General features: G+C 59.3%; 14 protein-coding genes. 6 read left to right on the top strand and 8 right to left on the bottom strand.

Going from position 1 to position 14,999, the window contains the following annotated elements:
* Window positions 1–19 precede the first annotated feature (19 nt).
* From poxB to LGM42_RS04750, 4 genes are read right to left on the bottom strand one after another with little or no spacing between them, the layout of a single operon-like run.
* Entirely contained in the window at window positions 20–1,747 is a 1,728-nt protein-coding gene (gene poxB, locus LGM42_RS04765) for a ubiquinone-dependent pyruvate dehydrogenase (protein WP_060309925.1), read from the bottom strand.
* 25 nt (window positions 1,748–1,772) lie between these two features.
* Complete coding sequence (locus tag LGM42_RS04760; RefSeq protein WP_226231688.1) at window positions 1,773–3,092, bottom strand: acetyl-CoA hydrolase/transferase family protein; 1,320 nt, start codon at window positions 3,090–3,092, stop codon at window positions 1,773–1,775.
* Between the two features lie 24 nt (window positions 3,093–3,116).
* Window positions 3,117–3,644 (bottom strand): (R)-specific enoyl-CoA hydratase RipB/Ich, encoded by a 528-nt coding sequence (gene ripB, locus LGM42_RS04755; protein ID WP_059641049.1) that lies wholly within the window; start codon window positions 3,642–3,644, stop codon window positions 3,117–3,119.
* Window positions 3,637–4,488, bottom strand: a complete 852-nt coding sequence (locus tag LGM42_RS04750; RefSeq protein WP_060309924.1) for an aldolase/citrate lyase family protein — start codon at window positions 4,486–4,488, stop codon at window positions 3,637–3,639. Before LGM42_RS04750 ends, ripB begins: the two co-directional genes overlap by 8 nt.
* 109 nt (window positions 4,489–4,597) lie before the next feature.
* On the opposite strand from LGM42_RS04750, the gene LGM42_RS04745 reads away from it, so the two are divergent.
* The gene (locus tag LGM42_RS04745; protein WP_059641047.1) at window positions 4,598–5,479 is read left to right on the top strand and encodes a LysR family transcriptional regulator; all 882 of its coding nucleotides are present in this window, start codon (window positions 4,598–4,600) and stop codon (window positions 5,477–5,479) included.
* Window positions 5,480–5,528: 49 nt separating this feature from the next.
* Here the strand turns inward: LGM42_RS04745 and LGM42_RS04740 are convergent, their stop codons facing one another.
* Window positions 5,529–6,440, bottom strand: coding sequence for a LysR family transcriptional regulator (locus LGM42_RS04740; protein ID WP_059641045.1), 912 nt, complete (start codon window positions 6,438–6,440; stop codon window positions 5,529–5,531).
* Window positions 6,441–6,623: 183 nt separating this feature from the next.
* Here LGM42_RS04740 and LGM42_RS04735 point away from each other — a divergent pair, with 183 nt between their 5' ends.
* The 3 genes from LGM42_RS04735 to LGM42_RS04725 are packed head-to-tail and all read left to right on the top strand — an operon-like array spanning window position 6,624 to window position 10,019.
* Complete coding sequence (locus LGM42_RS04735; RefSeq protein WP_226231687.1) at window positions 6,624–7,796, top strand: CaiB/BaiF CoA transferase family protein; 1,173 nt, start codon at window positions 6,624–6,626, stop codon at window positions 7,794–7,796.
* Window positions 7,793–8,632 (top strand): MaoC family dehydratase N-terminal domain-containing protein, encoded by an 840-nt coding sequence (locus LGM42_RS04730; protein WP_226231686.1) that lies wholly within the window; start codon window positions 7,793–7,795, stop codon window positions 8,630–8,632. The genes LGM42_RS04735 and LGM42_RS04730 overlap by 4 nt, the downstream gene beginning before the upstream one ends.
* A 55-nt stretch (window positions 8,633–8,687) precedes the next feature.
* On the top strand, window positions 8,688–10,019 hold the full coding sequence (locus tag LGM42_RS04725) for an MFS transporter (RefSeq protein ID WP_226231685.1): 1,332 nt from the start codon (window positions 8,688–8,690) through the stop codon (window positions 10,017–10,019).
* A 391-nt stretch (window positions 10,020–10,410) separates the two neighbouring features.
* Here LGM42_RS04725 and LGM42_RS04720 read toward each other — a convergent pair whose 3' ends face one another.
* Together LGM42_RS04720 and LGM42_RS04715 are read right to left on the bottom strand one after the other, a co-directional pair.
* Window positions 10,411–10,770: a hypothetical protein gene (locus LGM42_RS04720; protein ID WP_060309911.1), complete on the bottom strand. Its 360-nt coding sequence runs from the start codon at window positions 10,768–10,770 to the stop codon at window positions 10,411–10,413.
* A 239-nt stretch (window positions 10,771–11,009) separates the two neighbouring features.
* Window positions 11,010–11,726 (bottom strand): helix-turn-helix domain-containing protein, encoded by a 717-nt coding sequence (locus LGM42_RS04715; protein WP_226231684.1) that lies wholly within the window; start codon window positions 11,724–11,726, stop codon window positions 11,010–11,012.
* A 395-nt stretch (window positions 11,727–12,121) separates the two neighbouring features.
* Between LGM42_RS04715 and LGM42_RS04710 the strand changes: the two genes are divergently transcribed.
* Window positions 12,122–12,889, top strand: a complete 768-nt coding sequence (locus LGM42_RS04710) for a sulfite exporter TauE/SafE family protein (RefSeq protein WP_226231683.1) — start codon at window positions 12,122–12,124, stop codon at window positions 12,887–12,889.
* Between the two features lie 78 nt (window positions 12,890–12,967).
* Here LGM42_RS04710 and LGM42_RS04705 read toward each other — a convergent pair whose 3' ends face one another.
* Entirely contained in the window at window positions 12,968–13,960 is a 993-nt protein-coding gene (locus tag LGM42_RS04705) for a succinylglutamate desuccinylase/aspartoacylase family protein (RefSeq protein ID WP_226231682.1), read from the bottom strand.
* Between the two features lie 225 nt (window positions 13,961–14,185).
* On the opposite strand from LGM42_RS04705, the gene LGM42_RS04700 reads away from it, so the two are divergent.
* Window positions 14,186–14,983: an ABC transporter substrate-binding protein gene (locus LGM42_RS04700; RefSeq protein WP_060309909.1), complete on the top strand. Its 798-nt coding sequence runs from the start codon at window positions 14,186–14,188 to the stop codon at window positions 14,981–14,983.
* Window positions 14,984–14,999 lie beyond the last annotated feature (16 nt).

Below are 14,999 nucleotides of genomic sequence, written 5' to 3'. Positions count from 1 at the left end.
TTGTCGATTCTCCGAAGACTTAGCGACGCAAGTGATTTGCCGCCAAGTCGATGACTTCGTCAGCACGACCGTTGAGTACTGCTTTGAGCATGTACAAAGTGAAACCTTTGGCCATTGCGGACGTCACCTTGGGCGGCATGGCGAGTTCCATGCGGGTGACGGCCGCATCGATGACGACGGGGCCGGGGTATGCCAGTGCCTTACCGAGCACATCGTCCACCTCCGCAGGATCGTCCAGGCGGAAGCCCTTGATGCCGACGCTCTCGGCCATGGCTGCGAAGTCCGGATTGTCCAGGCGGGTGCCAGTGTCCAGAAAGCCGCTCGACTTTTGTTCCAGTTCGATGAAGCCGAGCGAGCCGTTGTTGAAAATAATCACCTTAACGGGGAGATTCAGTTGCTTCAGGCTGAGCAGGTCACCCATCAGCATGGTGAAGCCGCCATCGCCGCAGAGTGCGATGACTTGTCTGTCGGGTGCCGCCGCCTGTGCTCCGATGGCTTGGGCGAGTGCGTTGGCCATCGATCCGTGCCAGAAGGAGCCGAGCAGGCGTCGCCCGTCTCCCATGCGGAGATAGCGCGCAGCCCAAACGGTGGGCAGACCGACGTCGGCCGTGAATATCGCATCCTTGGTCGCTTGTTCGCTCGCTACGCGCACGACGTGCTGTGGATGAAGCGGTCCGCCGGGGCGTCCGTTAGCAAGTTCGTCCAGAGCTGCGCGTGCCGCGCGATAGTTTCCGAGGGCCTTCTCAAGGTGTTCCCGATTGCCTTTCCTGCGAAGACGGGGCAGCAAGGCTGTGAGCGTGGCGCGCACCTGGCCAAGCACCCCAAGCTCGACAGGCGCTCGCCGTCCGATAGCCTCGGCTCGGATATCGACCTGAATGATCCGTGCGCCGGCGGGATAGAATTGTCGATAGGGGAAGTCGGTGCCCAGCATTAACAGGACATCGCACTGCTCCATTGCGTGGTACCCGGATGCAAAGCCGATCAGGCCAGTCATGCCGACGTCGTAAGGGTTGTCGGCTTCGACGTACTCCTTGCCGCGCAGCGCATGCACGATGGGCGAGGCGAGCGTATCTGCCAGCGGTAACAACGCGTCCAGCGCGCCTGCACATCCGCCGCCGCATAGGAGCGTAATCCGCTCTCCGGAATTGAGAATGTCCGCCATGGCGTCAAGCACGTCGGGCTGCGGCACGATCTCGGGTTCGGCGAGACACAAGGCCTTCGTGCGTGGAGCGGGAGCCGAGGTTGCCGGCTGCAGCGCGACGTCCCCTGGTATGACGATCACGGACACGCAACGCTCGGCCGATGCTCGACGGAGGGCGGTCTCGAACGCGCGTGGCATTTGTTCTGGCGTAGCGACGAGTTCGCAGTAGTTGCTGCATTCGCGAAACAGCTGCTCGGGGTGTGTTTCCTGGAAATAGCCAGAGCCGATCTCCGCCGACGGGATATGTGCTGCAATGGCTACGACAGGCACGCGCGAGCGATGGCAGTCGAACAGGCCATTGATAAGGTGCAGGTTCCCGGGACCGCAACTGCCGGCACAAACGGCTACTTCTCCGGTAATTGCGGCGTCGGCCCCGGCCGCGAATGCTGCTACCTCTTCGTGCCGCGTATGCAGCCATTCGATACCGCCGTGGCGGCGTAGCGCATCGGTGAATCCGTTAAGACTGTCACCTACGATGCCGTATACGCGCTTAACGCCGGCGGTTGAAAGAGTGTCGACCATTTGGTCGGCGACGGTGCGTGCCATGGAAGCCTCCAATAAGATCGAACAGTCAGACCAGATGTAGATCGCGAGCCGCCTGAAGCAGCTCGTCGCGGAACCGCGGATCGGCAATGGCGATCAGGCTCAGCGCTCTCTCGGTAGACGATTTGCCCTTGAGGTCTGTCCAGCCGTACTCGGTGACCACGATGTGGGTATCGATGCGAGGTGTGGTGACCGGGCCGTCCAACCGGGGAACGATGCGCGAAATCTGACCTTTTGCAGCAGTGGCGCGGCACGCGATAATGGACTTGCCGCCCTTGGAGGCATAGGCGCCGCGCACGAAGTCCAACTGGCCACCCGAGGCGCTGTATTGGTGGCCGAGCACGTGCTCCGAGTTACATGCACCCGTCAGGTCAACCTGCAGCGTCGCATTGACCGAGATGACGCGGTCGTTTTGGGCGATGATGTGCGGATCATTCACGTAGTCCACCGGCTGACTGTAGATCGACGGATTTTCATCGATGAACTCGTACATCGCCTTCTGTCCCATCGCGAAGGTAAACACCGTCTTGCCGGTATCCAGTGCCTTGTGTCGGTTGTTAACCACGCCGCTTCGGATCAAATCAATCATTCCGGGGCACAGAGCCTCCGTATGAATGCCCAGGTCGTTGCGTGTGGCGAGCTGTGCGCAAACGAAGTTGGGCAATGCACCCACGCCCATCTGCAAGCATGCGCCGTCCGGAACCATTTCAGCGATCGTACGGCCGATGGCTTCGTCCTCGGGGGCCGCCTGGCGGACCGGCAACTCAAACAGAGGGGCTCTATGCTCGACGATGGCGCTGACCTGCGAAACGTGAATTTGCGCGCCGTTTCCCTGGACGCGAGGCATATTCTCATTGACTTCGACGATCACGCGGCGCGCGGTCTGTGCGAGCCGGCTCGAGTAATCGTTGCCAGTGCCGAGGCTGAAGTATCCGTGGCGATCCATCGGCGACACAATCATCAGTAAGGTGTCGATGCCGATATGCTCGCTGAGCAGCCGTGGTGCCTGATGGAACGTGCTCGGTACGTAGCTGACCACCTTGCGCCCGTCTTCCAGTCCGCGCTTGATGAGCGCACGCTCGGCCGAGGTGATGAACATGCTGAACGGGGCGATCCGCTCGTTGAGTTCGTAACGAAGGATCGTTTCATTGAGCAGCGGCGTCGACTCGTAGTAGTAGGCCCGAATGCCTTCGACCTTGCCGGCCGCTGCGCGGTCGGCCAGTGCGGCGAGCAACGCCGGTGGCTCGGCGGCCGCCATTCCGATCGAGATCCGGCTACCCGAGTCGATAAGCGAGACAGCGGCCTCCGGGGTCGTCAGTTTCGACTGGTAGAGAGTAGCGATATTCATGGTGATATTCCCGCGGGATAAAGTTCAGTAGTTCGATGCTTCTTCGGGAGAATGGCCCCGGCGGTAGACAAGCATCGTACGTTCGAAGCTCATGACTTCGTCGCCGTTCTGGTTGATGCCACGCGTCAGTACGGTGACGATGCCTTGTGTGGGGCGGCTCTTGGATTCGCGCTTGCGCAGCACGGTGCTCTCTGCATAAAGCGTGTCGCCTGCGAATACCGGATGACTCGCTTTGACCTTGTCCCAACCCAGATTGGCCACTACCTTTGCGCTCACCGTGCGCACGCTCATTCCGGTGAGCAGGGCCAAGGTGAACGTGGAATCGACCAGCAACTTCTTCCATTCGGTCTTGGCCGCATATGCCGCGTCGAAATGCACCTGCTGGATGTTGAGCGTCAACAATGTGAACCACACGTTGTCGGTGTCCAGAACGGTGCGTCCGGGACGATGTTCGAACGTGTCACCGGGATTGAAGTCCTCGTAGTACAACCCGGACGTTTCGCGATAGCGCTGATCGCCAACGCGCTTGTAGGCGGGCAGGATGTTATCCATGGTGTGCTCCTTCAGGGGAAGTGGAAAGATCAGCCGCGGCGAGCACGCGGCGTGCTTTGCGCGCCACGGCCTCGTCGATCATCGCGCCGTCTAGCAGGCCGACTCCGGCGGCGTTGACGGCGAGAACCGAGCGTGCGTATTCGATTTGCTTTGCCGTTGGCGTGAACGCCGAGTTGATGGCGGCAACCTGGCGCGGGTGGATCGCGGCTTTGCCGACGAAGCCCATCTCGACAGCCTGTTCCACATCACGTTGAAAACCGGCGTCATCGTGCAGATCGAACCACGGTGAATCGATGGCATCGATACCAGCTCGGGCGGCGGCCGAAATCAGCCGCGCGCGAGCGATGAGGAGGTTCGGCGCGTGGCCGTCACATCCATAGTCCGCAGCCAGATCGGCGGCACCCAGCATTGCGGCACGAAGCCGCGGTGTAGCGGATAGCGATTCATGGGCTGCATCGACACCACGGGCACTCTCAATCAGTGCAACCAGCGCGGTGGACGCGCCGGCTTCCGTCAGTAGCCGGTCAATGATCTGGAGTTGCACGGGTGATTCGACCTTCGGCAGCAAAAGCAGGTCGGGGGGGACTTCGCTTTCCAGGATGTCGGTCAGGTCTGCGAGTCCAGTGCGCGTTCCAAGCGCATTGACGCGGATCACGCGAGCTGGGCCGTCGCTCGCCGCGCTCAATGTCTGCAGTGCTATGGATCTTGCTCGGTCCTTATCGGCGAGAGCCACCGAGTCCTCAAGATCCATGATGAGCATGTCAGCAGCCACTGAAGCGGCTTTCGCAAATCGCTCGGGGCGGGTGGCCGGGGTAAACAGCCAGCTTCTGAGACGGGTGGGCATGACCATGACCTCCTTGATGATGTTGATCGTTCGGAAGTCATGCTAAAGAGACGTGGTGGAAATCGCGATACGGCACTGGTGGCGATTTCCATATATATAATGTATAGCCATGGACCTTCGACATATTCGCTACTTCCTGGCTGTTGCAGAGGAAAGGAACTTTTCCCGTGCAGCGGAGCGGGTAGGGATCGGCCAGCCGCCGCTGAGCATGCAGATCCGCGATCTGGAACGGGAAGTTGGCGCGCGCCTGTTCCATCGCGTTCCGAAGGGTGCGGAACTTACTGCTGCCGGGCAAGCGTTTTACCGTGTCGTGGAAAAGATGCCGGCGATGGTGGAGGAAGCGTGTCATGCGGCGCGGCGGGCAGAACGTGGAGAGCTCGGTATCTTGCGTGTTGGCTTTACCGCATCGTCTGGCTTCAATCCTGTGGTTGCAACTACGATCCGGTCTTTTCGACGAGGCTATCCAGGAGTGGATGTACAGCTCGAGGAGTCCAATACCGCGCGCCTGTTTGAAGCCCTCAGCGGAGACGAGCTCGACGCGGCGTTCATGCGGCCAGGTGAGCACCTGGCCAAGGGTCTCCAGGTACGGGTCCTTTCGGAAGAGCCATTGTTGGCGGTCTTGCCGTCCAAGCATGCATTCGCCAAGAAGCAGCGCTTGAAGCTCGCAGATCTGGCCGGCGACGAATTGATTACCTTTCCGCGGCAATACGGTTCTGTTATGTACGACGCCATCATGACCGCCTGCCGCGATGCGGGCTTCGAGCCGCAGTTAGGACAGGTTGCCCCGCAGATGGCTTCCATCATTCATTTCGTGGCCGCCGAACTCGGGTTCGCGTTGGTGCCTGCTTCGATGCGGGAGATACAGGCCAAAGGTGTGATATTTCGCGAATTGCACGACACCGCGGCGTCGGTTCAATTGTCTCTGGCATGGCGTCGGGGGGATCGTTCGCCGTTCTTGAAGAACTTCATCGATTGCGCTTTGCGCGCTTGATGTTCTTGTCCAGAACCGGAGGTGGCGAAAACCCCGGCGCAATTCGTTATCAAGCAGACGTGGTCGTTTTGCGCGTTTGAACGTTGCAGAGGATCTCGACCAGCTTGTCGCGGAAGATGTTTTTGTCGGTGGGATGCCGCGGAAAGCAGACGCGCAAATCGCGCTGCGACCAAGGTTCTTCCAGTTCGATAACTGAAAGTTTCCCCTGATCGGTCGCCTCGATGGCCGTCCGTGGCACTACTCCGACGCCGGCGCCGGATGCCACTAATCGAGCGATAGCGCGATACCCGGATACCTGCACGCGTACATCGAGGCGGCCGCCGAGTGCAGCGGCATGGTTCATCAGGAACGTATGCAGTGCGGCGCCGGACTGAAGGCTGATGAACGGGTGGCCGAGGCAGTGACGGAAACTGATCGACGACTGCGCGGCAAGCGGGTGTTGAGTGGGCGTGAGCAGCACCAACTGGTCCTTCCGATAGGGGAGGAATTCGAGGGCGGGATGCTCGGTTTCGAGTGCCACTACGCCGACTTCGGCACGGCCGGCAACGACCGCCGTCACGATTTCGTGACTCGTGCGCTCTTCCAGCGTAATGCGGACATTCGGATACTCGGTGAAGAACCGCGCCAAGTCCTCCGGAAGGTAAGTGCTGATCGCGTTGTTGTTCGCGAAGACGGTCACATGTCCCGTCATGCCTAGCGAATAGGGCCGCAGGTCAGCATGCATTTGTTCAAGTTGGGCGAGGCATCGCCCGGCATGTTCCCGAAATACTCGCCCGGCTGGCGTCAACGTAACGCCTCTTGCCTGGCGAGTCAGCAGCGTGACACCGAGTGTTTCTTCCAGGTTCTTCATCCTCAGGCTCGCGGACGATGCCGCCAGATGACATCGCTCGGCTCCTCGCGACACGTTTTCCTCTTCGGCGATCGCGAGAAATACTTTCATGTCGGTCAGGTCATACGTCATACCGTTCGAGACAGCCGAAAATTCAGATGCCGAAAGCATAGCACCCCATCGATATAGGGGCTCGCCTTGCGTGGCTCTGCCTGAGGTTTCGTGTAATTCGAACGGAGCGTTTGAAAAAGCTCGCTGTATCTGCTGCATCCATTCATCGATACTCGACCTTGCAAACACAAGGAGGAGGCACGAATGACCGGGATCAAGGAGTCGGCATCGGCGAGCCGGCCGCTCGAGGGGCTTGTCGTCATCTCGATTGAACAAGCCTTGGCGGCTCCGCTGTGTACGGGCCGGCTGGCGGAAATGGGCGCGCGCGTTATCAAGGTGGAGCGCGCGGAGGGCGATTTCGCGCGCGGCTACGACGATGCGGCCAACGGGCAGGCATCGTATTTCGTGTGGACCAATCGCGGCAAGGAATCCATTGTGCTGGATTTCAAGGATGCCGAAGACGCCGAGCTGCTTCATCGAATGCTCGCAGGTGCTGACGTGTTCGTGCAGAACCTTGCGCCGGGAGCACTCGCTCGAGCCGGCTTTGGTAGCGAGCTTCTTCGCGAACGATACCCGCGCCTTGTAACGTGCGATATCAGCGGCTACGGCACCGATAACGCCGCAAGCAACCTGAAAGCGTACGACCTGCTCGTGCAGTGCGAAAGTGGCCTTGCAGGCATCACGGGCGCGCCTGAGGCTTGCGGGCGAATCGGCGTGTCGATATGCGACATCGGCGCAGGTATGAACGCGACAATTGCGGTCCTTTCGGCGCTAGCGCTGCGCGAGCGGACCGGCCGCGGGTCGGGCGTGTCGGTGTCGCTGTTCGACGGTGCGGCAGACTGGATGTCCATTCCGTATGTCCACGAGGTGTATGGAGAGGGTGCGCCGAAGCGCCTGGGCCTCAAACATCCATCGATCGCACCGTACGGCGCGTTCACGACGCGCGATGCGAACGACATCGTGATTAGCATCCAGAACGAGCGCGAGTGGCAACAATTTTGCGCGCGCTTCATGCGGCAGCCGGAGCTTGGCAGGGATCCGCGCTTCGCATCCAACACGGAACGTGTGCGTAATCGCGAGGCGCTCGAGCGGATCATCGCGACCGCGTTTGCGGCGCTCGACATCGACGAGGCACTCGCGCGTCTGTCGGATTCCAACACCGCGTTTGGTCAGGTGCGTTCCGTCGGGCAGATGGCGCGGCATCCGGCACTGCGGACCTGGCCAATGACGGTCGACGGCAAGACATTGCAGATGATTGCTCCTGCGGTGCGAGCTCCCTGGGATGTAGGGCGTTTCGCGCCGGCGCCCGGACTCGGCGAGCATAGTGAGTCGCTTCGGGAGGAGTTTTCGGTATCGCGCTCGGGAGTGGCCGCATGACTACCGTCGATATCGCACATCTGCGCGAATGGGTTGGCAATTCCCATACCGATCACGACATCCTATCGTCTCGCCATGCCCGTCTAATGGCGGCAACGCTGGGGCGGCGGCAGTCCGATCTTGTTGAGGGTGCCCCTTTGCCTCCACTGTGGCATTGGTTGTATTTCCTCAGCGGCGAGCCGCCGGCCGCGCTTGGCCGCGATGGCCATCCCGCTCGTGGCGGTTTTCTACCGCCGGTGACGTTGCCCAACCGAATGTGGGCTGGCGGGCAGCTGGAGTTCCACGGCCCCGTGCCTCTCGATGCTCGAGTCGAGAAGCGATCTACCGTGGTTTCAGTGGACCACAAGCACGGACGTAGCGGTGAGCTGGTATTCGTCAAGGTGCTTCACGAGCTGCTGCATGAGGGTGACAAGGTCCTCACCGAATATCACGACATCGTCTATAAGGAGGCGACGGCAGGGGGCTCGGTTGTAGCCAGCGCCGAGATGCCGATCGCGCAGCACAGTCGCCCAATCAAACCGGATTCGACGATGCTATTCCGCTATTCGGCATTGACCTTCAACGGACACCGCATTCATTACGATGCCGACTATTGCCGCGAAGTCGAGGGCTACTCGAACCTCGTAATCCACGGACCACTGAACGCGACCTTGCTGGCCGCATTCGCGCAAGAGGTGGGCGGAAGGCCGCCGAGGACATTTCGCTATCGTGGCTTGAAACCTTCGATTCTCGGTAGCGAGCTGACCCTCAGTGCCGTGAGTGACGGCGATCAGACCGTGCTGTGGGTTGCGTTACCGGACGGCACCGTATCGATGCGCGCCGAAGCGACATTTTGAGTCGTACTTGAGTGCTGACGCGATTCGATTCAATTTAAAAATCAGGAGACAGACGATGCAACCTCATTCCATGCTATATGCGGAAAAGCCGGCCGACGTGGGAGCAGCGCGCCGTATTGAGCGCAGGGCGGCGCTGGCAAGCGTCATAGGAACCACGATCGAATGGTACGACTTCTTCATCTACGGTACTGCGGCAGCGCTCGTGTTCCCGAAACTGTTCTTCGCACATGGCAATGCGGACGGCTTGATGGCATCGTTTGCGACGATTTTCGTGGGATTCGTTTCGCGTCCGCTTGGCGGCGCATTGTTCGGTCACATGGGGGATAGAGTAGGGCGAAAGTCCACGCTCGTCGCCACTCTGAGCCTGATGGGCTTCGCGACACTCCTCGTCGGTTTGTTGCCGACCACCGATACACTCGGCCCGCTAGCGGCCTGGCTGCTCGTCGCGTTGCGCTTCCTGCAGGGCATCGGCGTAGGCGGAGAGTGGGGCGGAGCGGTTCTTCTTTCAATGGAGTCGCATACGGGCAAGCGCCGTGGCTTCATGGCGTCGCTACCCAATATTGGTGTGCCGCTCGGTCTCGTGGTGTCGGTGATCGTATGGAGCGCATGTAGTCGTTGGTCGGGCGACGCACTGCTCGACTATGGTTGGCGGATTCCCTTTCTCGCGAGCGGCGTGCTGCTGATCGTCGGCCTGCTCATCCGGTTCGGCGTGCCGGAAACGCCGGATTTCATCGCTGCGAGTAAGGTCGTGGATCGCTCGAAAGGGCCGATTGGTGAGGCAATCCGGACGCAGTGGCGCGCTATTCTGTTATCGGCGCTGATCCGGCCGAGTGAGCAGACCGCCTTCTACATGCTGACCACGTTCGCGGTGTTGTATGGCTCGAAGAACCTGGGGCTTGGGAAGGAGTTTATTCTGAATGCGGTGCTGATCGCCGCAGTCGTAGCTTGTTTTGCACTACCGTTCTTCGGACACATCGCAGACCGTTTCGGTCGGGCGAAAACCTACATGGCTGGTGCCATCTGCATGACGCTTTTTGCGTTTCCATACTTCGCGATGCTCAACACACGGCTCCCAACAATGGTGATCGCGGGTACAATCATCATCATGGTGATCCATGCATCAATGTACGGGTCGCAAGCGTCGTTCATTGCCGAATCGTTTCCCGCTCATATTCGCTACAGCGGAGCATCGTTGGGTTACCAAGGTGCGTCGATCATCGCAGGCGGTCCTGCACCGATGATTTCACTCTGGCTTTTCGAGACCTTCCACACTGTCTACGCCGTCGCAGGATATCTCGCCTTCATGTCGTTCGTGAGTGCGATAGCCGCGCTTTACCTCGGACGTAGTAAGACCCCCAGCGGATATGAAGGCTCGTCACCACTCTGATAATGGGATACGGGCGCACGTGCGTTCAGTCGAAGGCTTTTGCGCGCCCACTGTTCACAAGAGGGTGTGCGAAGCCGGCTTCTCCAGCGTGCTCCTGCGCCGCTCGAGATCGCGCAGCCAAATCCCGCGCTGCGCAGCGGGAGCACAAAAACCTTGTCATGACGAACGCCGTCAGCTAGCCAGTGGCTACACGCAATTACGAGCACGCGGCAAACGGTGTTCAGTGACTCTCAGTGCGGATGTGCGGAAAGTTAGTCGATCCTTGGAACGAGTAAAGAGTCCAAGGTCAACCGAGCTCGATAGGGACGCGCAACATATGGAGCCTTCACGCTTGCTTCTGCGGTAATCCGACCGTCGGCGCCCCCATTTCATTCACCTTCGTTTAGTCGCTTCAAAGTGATGTGTCGAGCTGAGCCGCGGCCGCGGCCGCCGATGCACCCTTGATGTTGGCATGAGCGTTTGCCTGATCGACTTGAGCCTGGATCTTCTCCTTCAAGGTCTCGCGGATTTTTTCCGCCACTTTTTCCTTCTCAGATCCCGACATATGCTCGTATTGTTCGCGCGTTAGGCCCATCGATGCGAGGATGGAGTCTTCCATCCGCTGCTCGGGTGTTTCATGCAGCCAGTCGTTCAGCTGATTGACGGTGGACCCGTATGACGCCGCTATGCTGCTGCCGTCATTCGATTGCGTAACTGATGAGACCGTGGAACTCGAGTACGTGACGCCACCCGTCGTGTTGTGGATTTGCACGATGTTTTTTCCTTTTGCGATAGCTCGGCTACGACCGCGCGCTTCTTTACCAAGGAAGCGGAGGGTATTGGTTTCTCGGTAGCAGGAGGGGCCAGGCGTTGATGTTCCTCCTGTACCAAGGCTGGGCAGGCGGACTGACTGTGCATGGTGCGCATAGCGCTAACCGATGCGGCAGGGACGCCCGCTATGGAAAAGCGTCGCACTACCGAAAAGCCTTGTCTGGTACGTTTGTGATCTCGCTATGCGCGGGCATACTGGACGGGTGAAGTGCCGAAAGTCTTGACGAAGTGCCTGCCCATATGGCTCTGGTCGGTAAAGCCGCATTCGAATGCGGCGAGCGCCGCAGGACACCCGTTTCGCAGGAGTGCTCTGGCGTGGTTAAGTCGAACGAGTAGAGAAAACTCCGCTGGCCCGACTCCGGTTTCTTTCGAGAACTTGCGGGTGAATCCTTCGCGACTGTATCCATATGTTGCGGCCAAGGCCGAGACATCGTAAAGCTGGCCGGCAGGATCGGATAGTGCGGCAAGCGCTCTGCGGACGAGATCGGACAAGTCACGGCTCTCGGCCTCGGCCGCCGGTCGGATCCGCAGCGCCTCGCACAACGATGCAACACGCGATTCGGGGACGTACAGATTCAGGCACTGCGTTGGTGTGTTACTGATCGGAATGGATCGGTGTAGTTTGCCCGCCGGTATAAGCAGGCACTGTCCAGCTTCGACGGCATACGACCTTGATTGAACGATGAATTCGCGGCGTCCGGAGATCACAAAAACCAGTTGCGTTTCGTCGTGAAAATGCAATTTTCCATCAGGCGCCGCAGGGGCATTCCAATACGCGGTGTCGACAGCGTATGGTGTTGTTGTTCGCTGGTAAGTCCAACCTGCCGCCGGGCTGGATTTCATGCTTGCATTGAACGCGGCCGGGCAAGTCAGCTCGAAGACGTAGGCTTCCGTCAAGTTCCACTCCTTCAAAATACCTGCAGAATGTTTACGTGCCTTTCAGACGTAGCGCGGGAGACCGCTGGTCGCAAACAATGGCGACACCACGACTGAATTGATTCGGGGCGTTTCGCGATTCTCCGAACGATCGACAGCATCATAGGGTGCGCCGGCAAAGTCAAATCTCTCAGCGCCCGGACTGGCGATAGCGCCAGTCGGCGGCGACCAGATTGGCGAGGTACTCCAGCGACGCTGGTCACGCACCCAGCACTTGTTGTATGCGGCGCGCGCGAATCCGTTGAGGCATCGGCACCTCAAGCTGACGGGCTAAGCGCTCAGACGTGCCATCACATCACAGAAGTCCCAGACCCGACGCAAGCTTCGCCTCAGAATCAGGCGTTTCACGAGAGGCAATGATGGGCTGGACAACGGTTTTCTTTCTTTTTCTCGCGGGTACAGCAGGTGGCCTCATTAACGCCATGGCGGGCGGCGCTACGCTCATAACTTTCCCGGCAATGCTCATGGCGGGCCTTCCTGCCGTTACAGCGAACGCGTCGAACGCGGTTGCTATCTCGCCCGGGCATCTCATCGCCGCATTCGCAGACCGCTCGAAACTTCCGACAGATTCGAGACGTTTTCGCGCCCTCTGCCTTGTGTCCATTGTTTGCGGGACTGTCGGCGCGTGCACGGTGCTTATCTTGCCGCCGCGGCTGTTTACGTTGCCAGTCCCTGCGATGATTGCGTTCGCGACGCTGTTGTTTGCGTACGCCCCGAGCATCCAGGCATGGGCACTGAGGCATAGGCTCATCGAAGATCGCGCGCCACTTTATGTGGAGGCGTCGGCGGTAGGCGCCGCCAGTCTGTATGGTGGATTCTTCGGCGCAGGGCTCGGGGTTATGCTGACCGCGGTGCTATCCGTTGTGGAAGTCGACGATATTCGCACTATCAAGTCGCTGAAAAACGTTCTTGCCAGTTGTGTTTCGATTGCGGCAGTGGTCACTTTCGTGGGGCAACATGCAGTCGCATGGCCGCCGACCATTGTCATGTTGGGCGGTGCATTAATCGGCGGCTACGTTGGCGGTCATTTGATTCGGGTCTTACCAGCCGCATGGGTCAAAAAGTTCGTGGTAGCGGCGGGGGCCATCATGACGGTGATCTACGCGCGGCAGTACTGGCTTTAGCAACTAGATCCAGATGGGCATCATCATCGGCGGTTCGCTAGCACGGATGTACCTGCTTGAATTCGTGGCCAACTGCGTTTACGAATGATATGGGACGGCGAGTACCGCAATGGTGTCATCCCGACGCACGAGCGCCTGACCGTTGAGGCAAAGTAGTACACCAGTGTGCGGCGAATGCACGGGGGAGGGTGGGCGGTTGCGATCGATGTAGTGATAGAACCCGATAACCTCATCCTCCTTCACCTGCTTTCCCAATTCAATCAATGGTTCGAACAGTGCGGTGTCTTCGGCCAGCACCACGTATTGCGAATTAGGCACATGAAGAACAGGCGATTCTGGAGCAGGAGCGACCTCGGTTCGTGGTATGCGGATGTGGCCGAGATGCCGCAACAGCCGGTGCAATCCGTCATAGGTCAGGCCGATCGTGTCTGGCGTTACCAGGGCGCTTCCGCCTAGTTCACTTGCGAGCATCAGCTTCCCGGCTTTTGCTACGACGTCGTCGATCATGACGTCGGCATGGTCCTCGCGCAGGACTACCGTGAAAGGAGCCGCGAAACTTTGGGCCGCGGCAATAACATCTGCCGTTTTGGACGGCTCGTGCTGCTCGTGAACGAACATGCAGGGGTGAAAGTGGAGGGAGCGCCCTCCCGAATGCAAGTCCACCACGTTGTCTACGCGTGGGATGAGGCTATGCGAAATGAAGTGTGCTAGACGTTGCGTCACGGATCCACGGGCGTTTCCGGGGAATTCGCGATTGAGGTTGCAGTTGTCGATCGGGGACAGGCGCGCGCCCGCTATCGCCGCGGGAAGGTTCAACGATGGAACGACAATTAGAGAACCTCTTATCTCCAACGAGTCGAGCGAGTGCGCAAGTTTCGAGAGTGCAATCTGTCCTTCGTACTCGTCCCCGTGGCATCCGCCCAGCAGCAAGGTCCGCGGTCCTGGTCCTCGTCGGAAATAGAAGACGGGGATGCGTACGGTCTGCCATGCACTCAGATTCGTAGAACTAGGTAACTCCAGGTAGCCGGTTTGCCTTCCATTGACATCCCAGTTGATCTCGAGCCGAGCCATCGTGCAACTCCTTAAGATGTGCTGATTCTGCGGGCCATGGGGCGGCGCTGACGCCAGGCGTCTTCGCCATACGGTGTTGCTACGTGCACTATTTATTCTTGTTGTTGTACTGTGGAGTCTAGTTTAGACTGGTCGGTATGGCGCTGGCAAGTGCGTCAAAAATCCGATCCGAGGCATCTGGACGGCCACGGCCTCTCGGAACTCAACCGGCAACAGGAGAGTGCAATGACGAAGTACGCAATGCGAGCAGTTTTGTTTGCGGCAACGTTACTCGCGACCGTGCCGTTCGGCGGGCGCGCGTGTGCAGCGGACCTCAAAGTCATTCGAATGGGCGTCGAAGCTGCCTACCCTCCATTTGAGTCGAAGAGTGTTTCGGGGTTGCTTCAGGGCTTCGACATCGATCTCGGCAATGCGCTCTGCGCTCAACTCAGGGCAAAGTGCCAGTGGGTAGAAAATGCCTTCGATGGACTCATTCCTGCGCTACAGGCCCGTAAGTTCGACGTCATCGACTCGGCGATGAACATCAATGCCAAGCGTGCGCAACAGGTTGATTTCACGCGCCCGATGTATCTCACGCCAGCGCAACTCGTCGCTCGTAAGGGCAGTAAGCTGCTTCCCACGGCGGATGCGCTGGCCGGCCATAGTGTCGGTGTCCTTCAAGGGTCGATTCAGGAGCAATACGCGAAGCAGATGTGGGCGGCGAAGAATGTGAACGTGGTGAGCTATCAGACGCAGGACGCAGTCTATGCTGATTTAACCGCCGGCCGCGTCGATGCGACGTTTGTCGACGCAACGGCAGCGAGTCTCGGATTTTTGAACCAACCGAACGGGAAGGGCTTTGCATTTGCGGGCGGCCCAGTCGTAGATGCGAAAATTATCGGCTCGGGTGTTGGACTTGCAGTACGAAAGGGCGATAACGAACTCCGCGAGGCGCTCAATAGCGCATTCGACGAACTGCAGCGGAACGGCACCTACCAGAAACTCCTTAATAAGTACTTTACCGTGGATCTGGCGGTGCATTGAGCGGTGTTATGCACGG

It is taken from the genome of Burkholderia sp. AU39826 (genome assembly GCF_020419965.1).
Lineage (GTDB): Bacteria > Pseudomonadota > Gammaproteobacteria > Burkholderiales > Burkholderiaceae > Burkholderia > Burkholderia semiarida.
Note: the sequence above shows the minus strand (reverse complement) of the source record. Positions and strands in the feature narration are given on the sequence as shown.

Coding starts and splice junctions, on each gene's coding strand:
- LGM42_RS04710 (WP_226231683.1), top strand. CDS start 12,122: ATGATGGGCTGGACAACGGTTTTCTTTCTTTTTCTCGCGGGTACAGCA.
- LGM42_RS04760 (WP_226231688.1), bottom strand. CDS start 3,092: ATGAATATCGCTACTCTCTACCAGTCGAAACTGACGACCCCGGAGGCC.
- LGM42_RS04740 (WP_059641045.1), bottom strand. CDS start 6,440: ATGACGTATGACCTGACCGACATGAAAGTATTTCTCGCGATCGCCGAA.
- LGM42_RS04700 (WP_060309909.1), top strand. CDS start 14,186: ATGACGAAGTACGCAATGCGAGCAGTTTTGTTTGCGGCAACGTTACTC.
- ripB (WP_059641049.1), bottom strand. CDS start 3,644: ATGGATAACATCCTGCCCGCCTACAAGCGCGTTGGCGATCAGCGCTAT.
- LGM42_RS04730 (WP_226231686.1), top strand. CDS start 7,793: ATGACTACCGTCGATATCGCACATCTGCGCGAATGGGTTGGCAATTCC.
- LGM42_RS04725 (WP_226231685.1), top strand. CDS start 8,688: ATGCAACCTCATTCCATGCTATATGCGGAAAAGCCGGCCGACGTGGGA.
- poxB (WP_060309925.1), bottom strand. CDS start 1,747: ATGGCACGCACCGTCGCCGACCAAATGGTCGACACTCTTTCAACCGCC.
- LGM42_RS04705 (WP_226231682.1), bottom strand. CDS start 13,960: ATGGCTCGGCTCGAGATCAACTGGGATGTCAATGGAAGGCAAACCGGC.
- LGM42_RS04750 (WP_060309924.1), bottom strand. CDS start 4,488: ATGCCCACCCGTCTCAGAAGCTGGCTGTTTACCCCGGCCACCCGCCCC.
- LGM42_RS04735 (WP_226231687.1), top strand. CDS start 6,624: ATGACCGGGATCAAGGAGTCGGCATCGGCGAGCCGGCCGCTCGAGGGG.
- LGM42_RS04745 (WP_059641047.1), top strand. CDS start 4,598: ATGGACCTTCGACATATTCGCTACTTCCTGGCTGTTGCAGAGGAAAGG.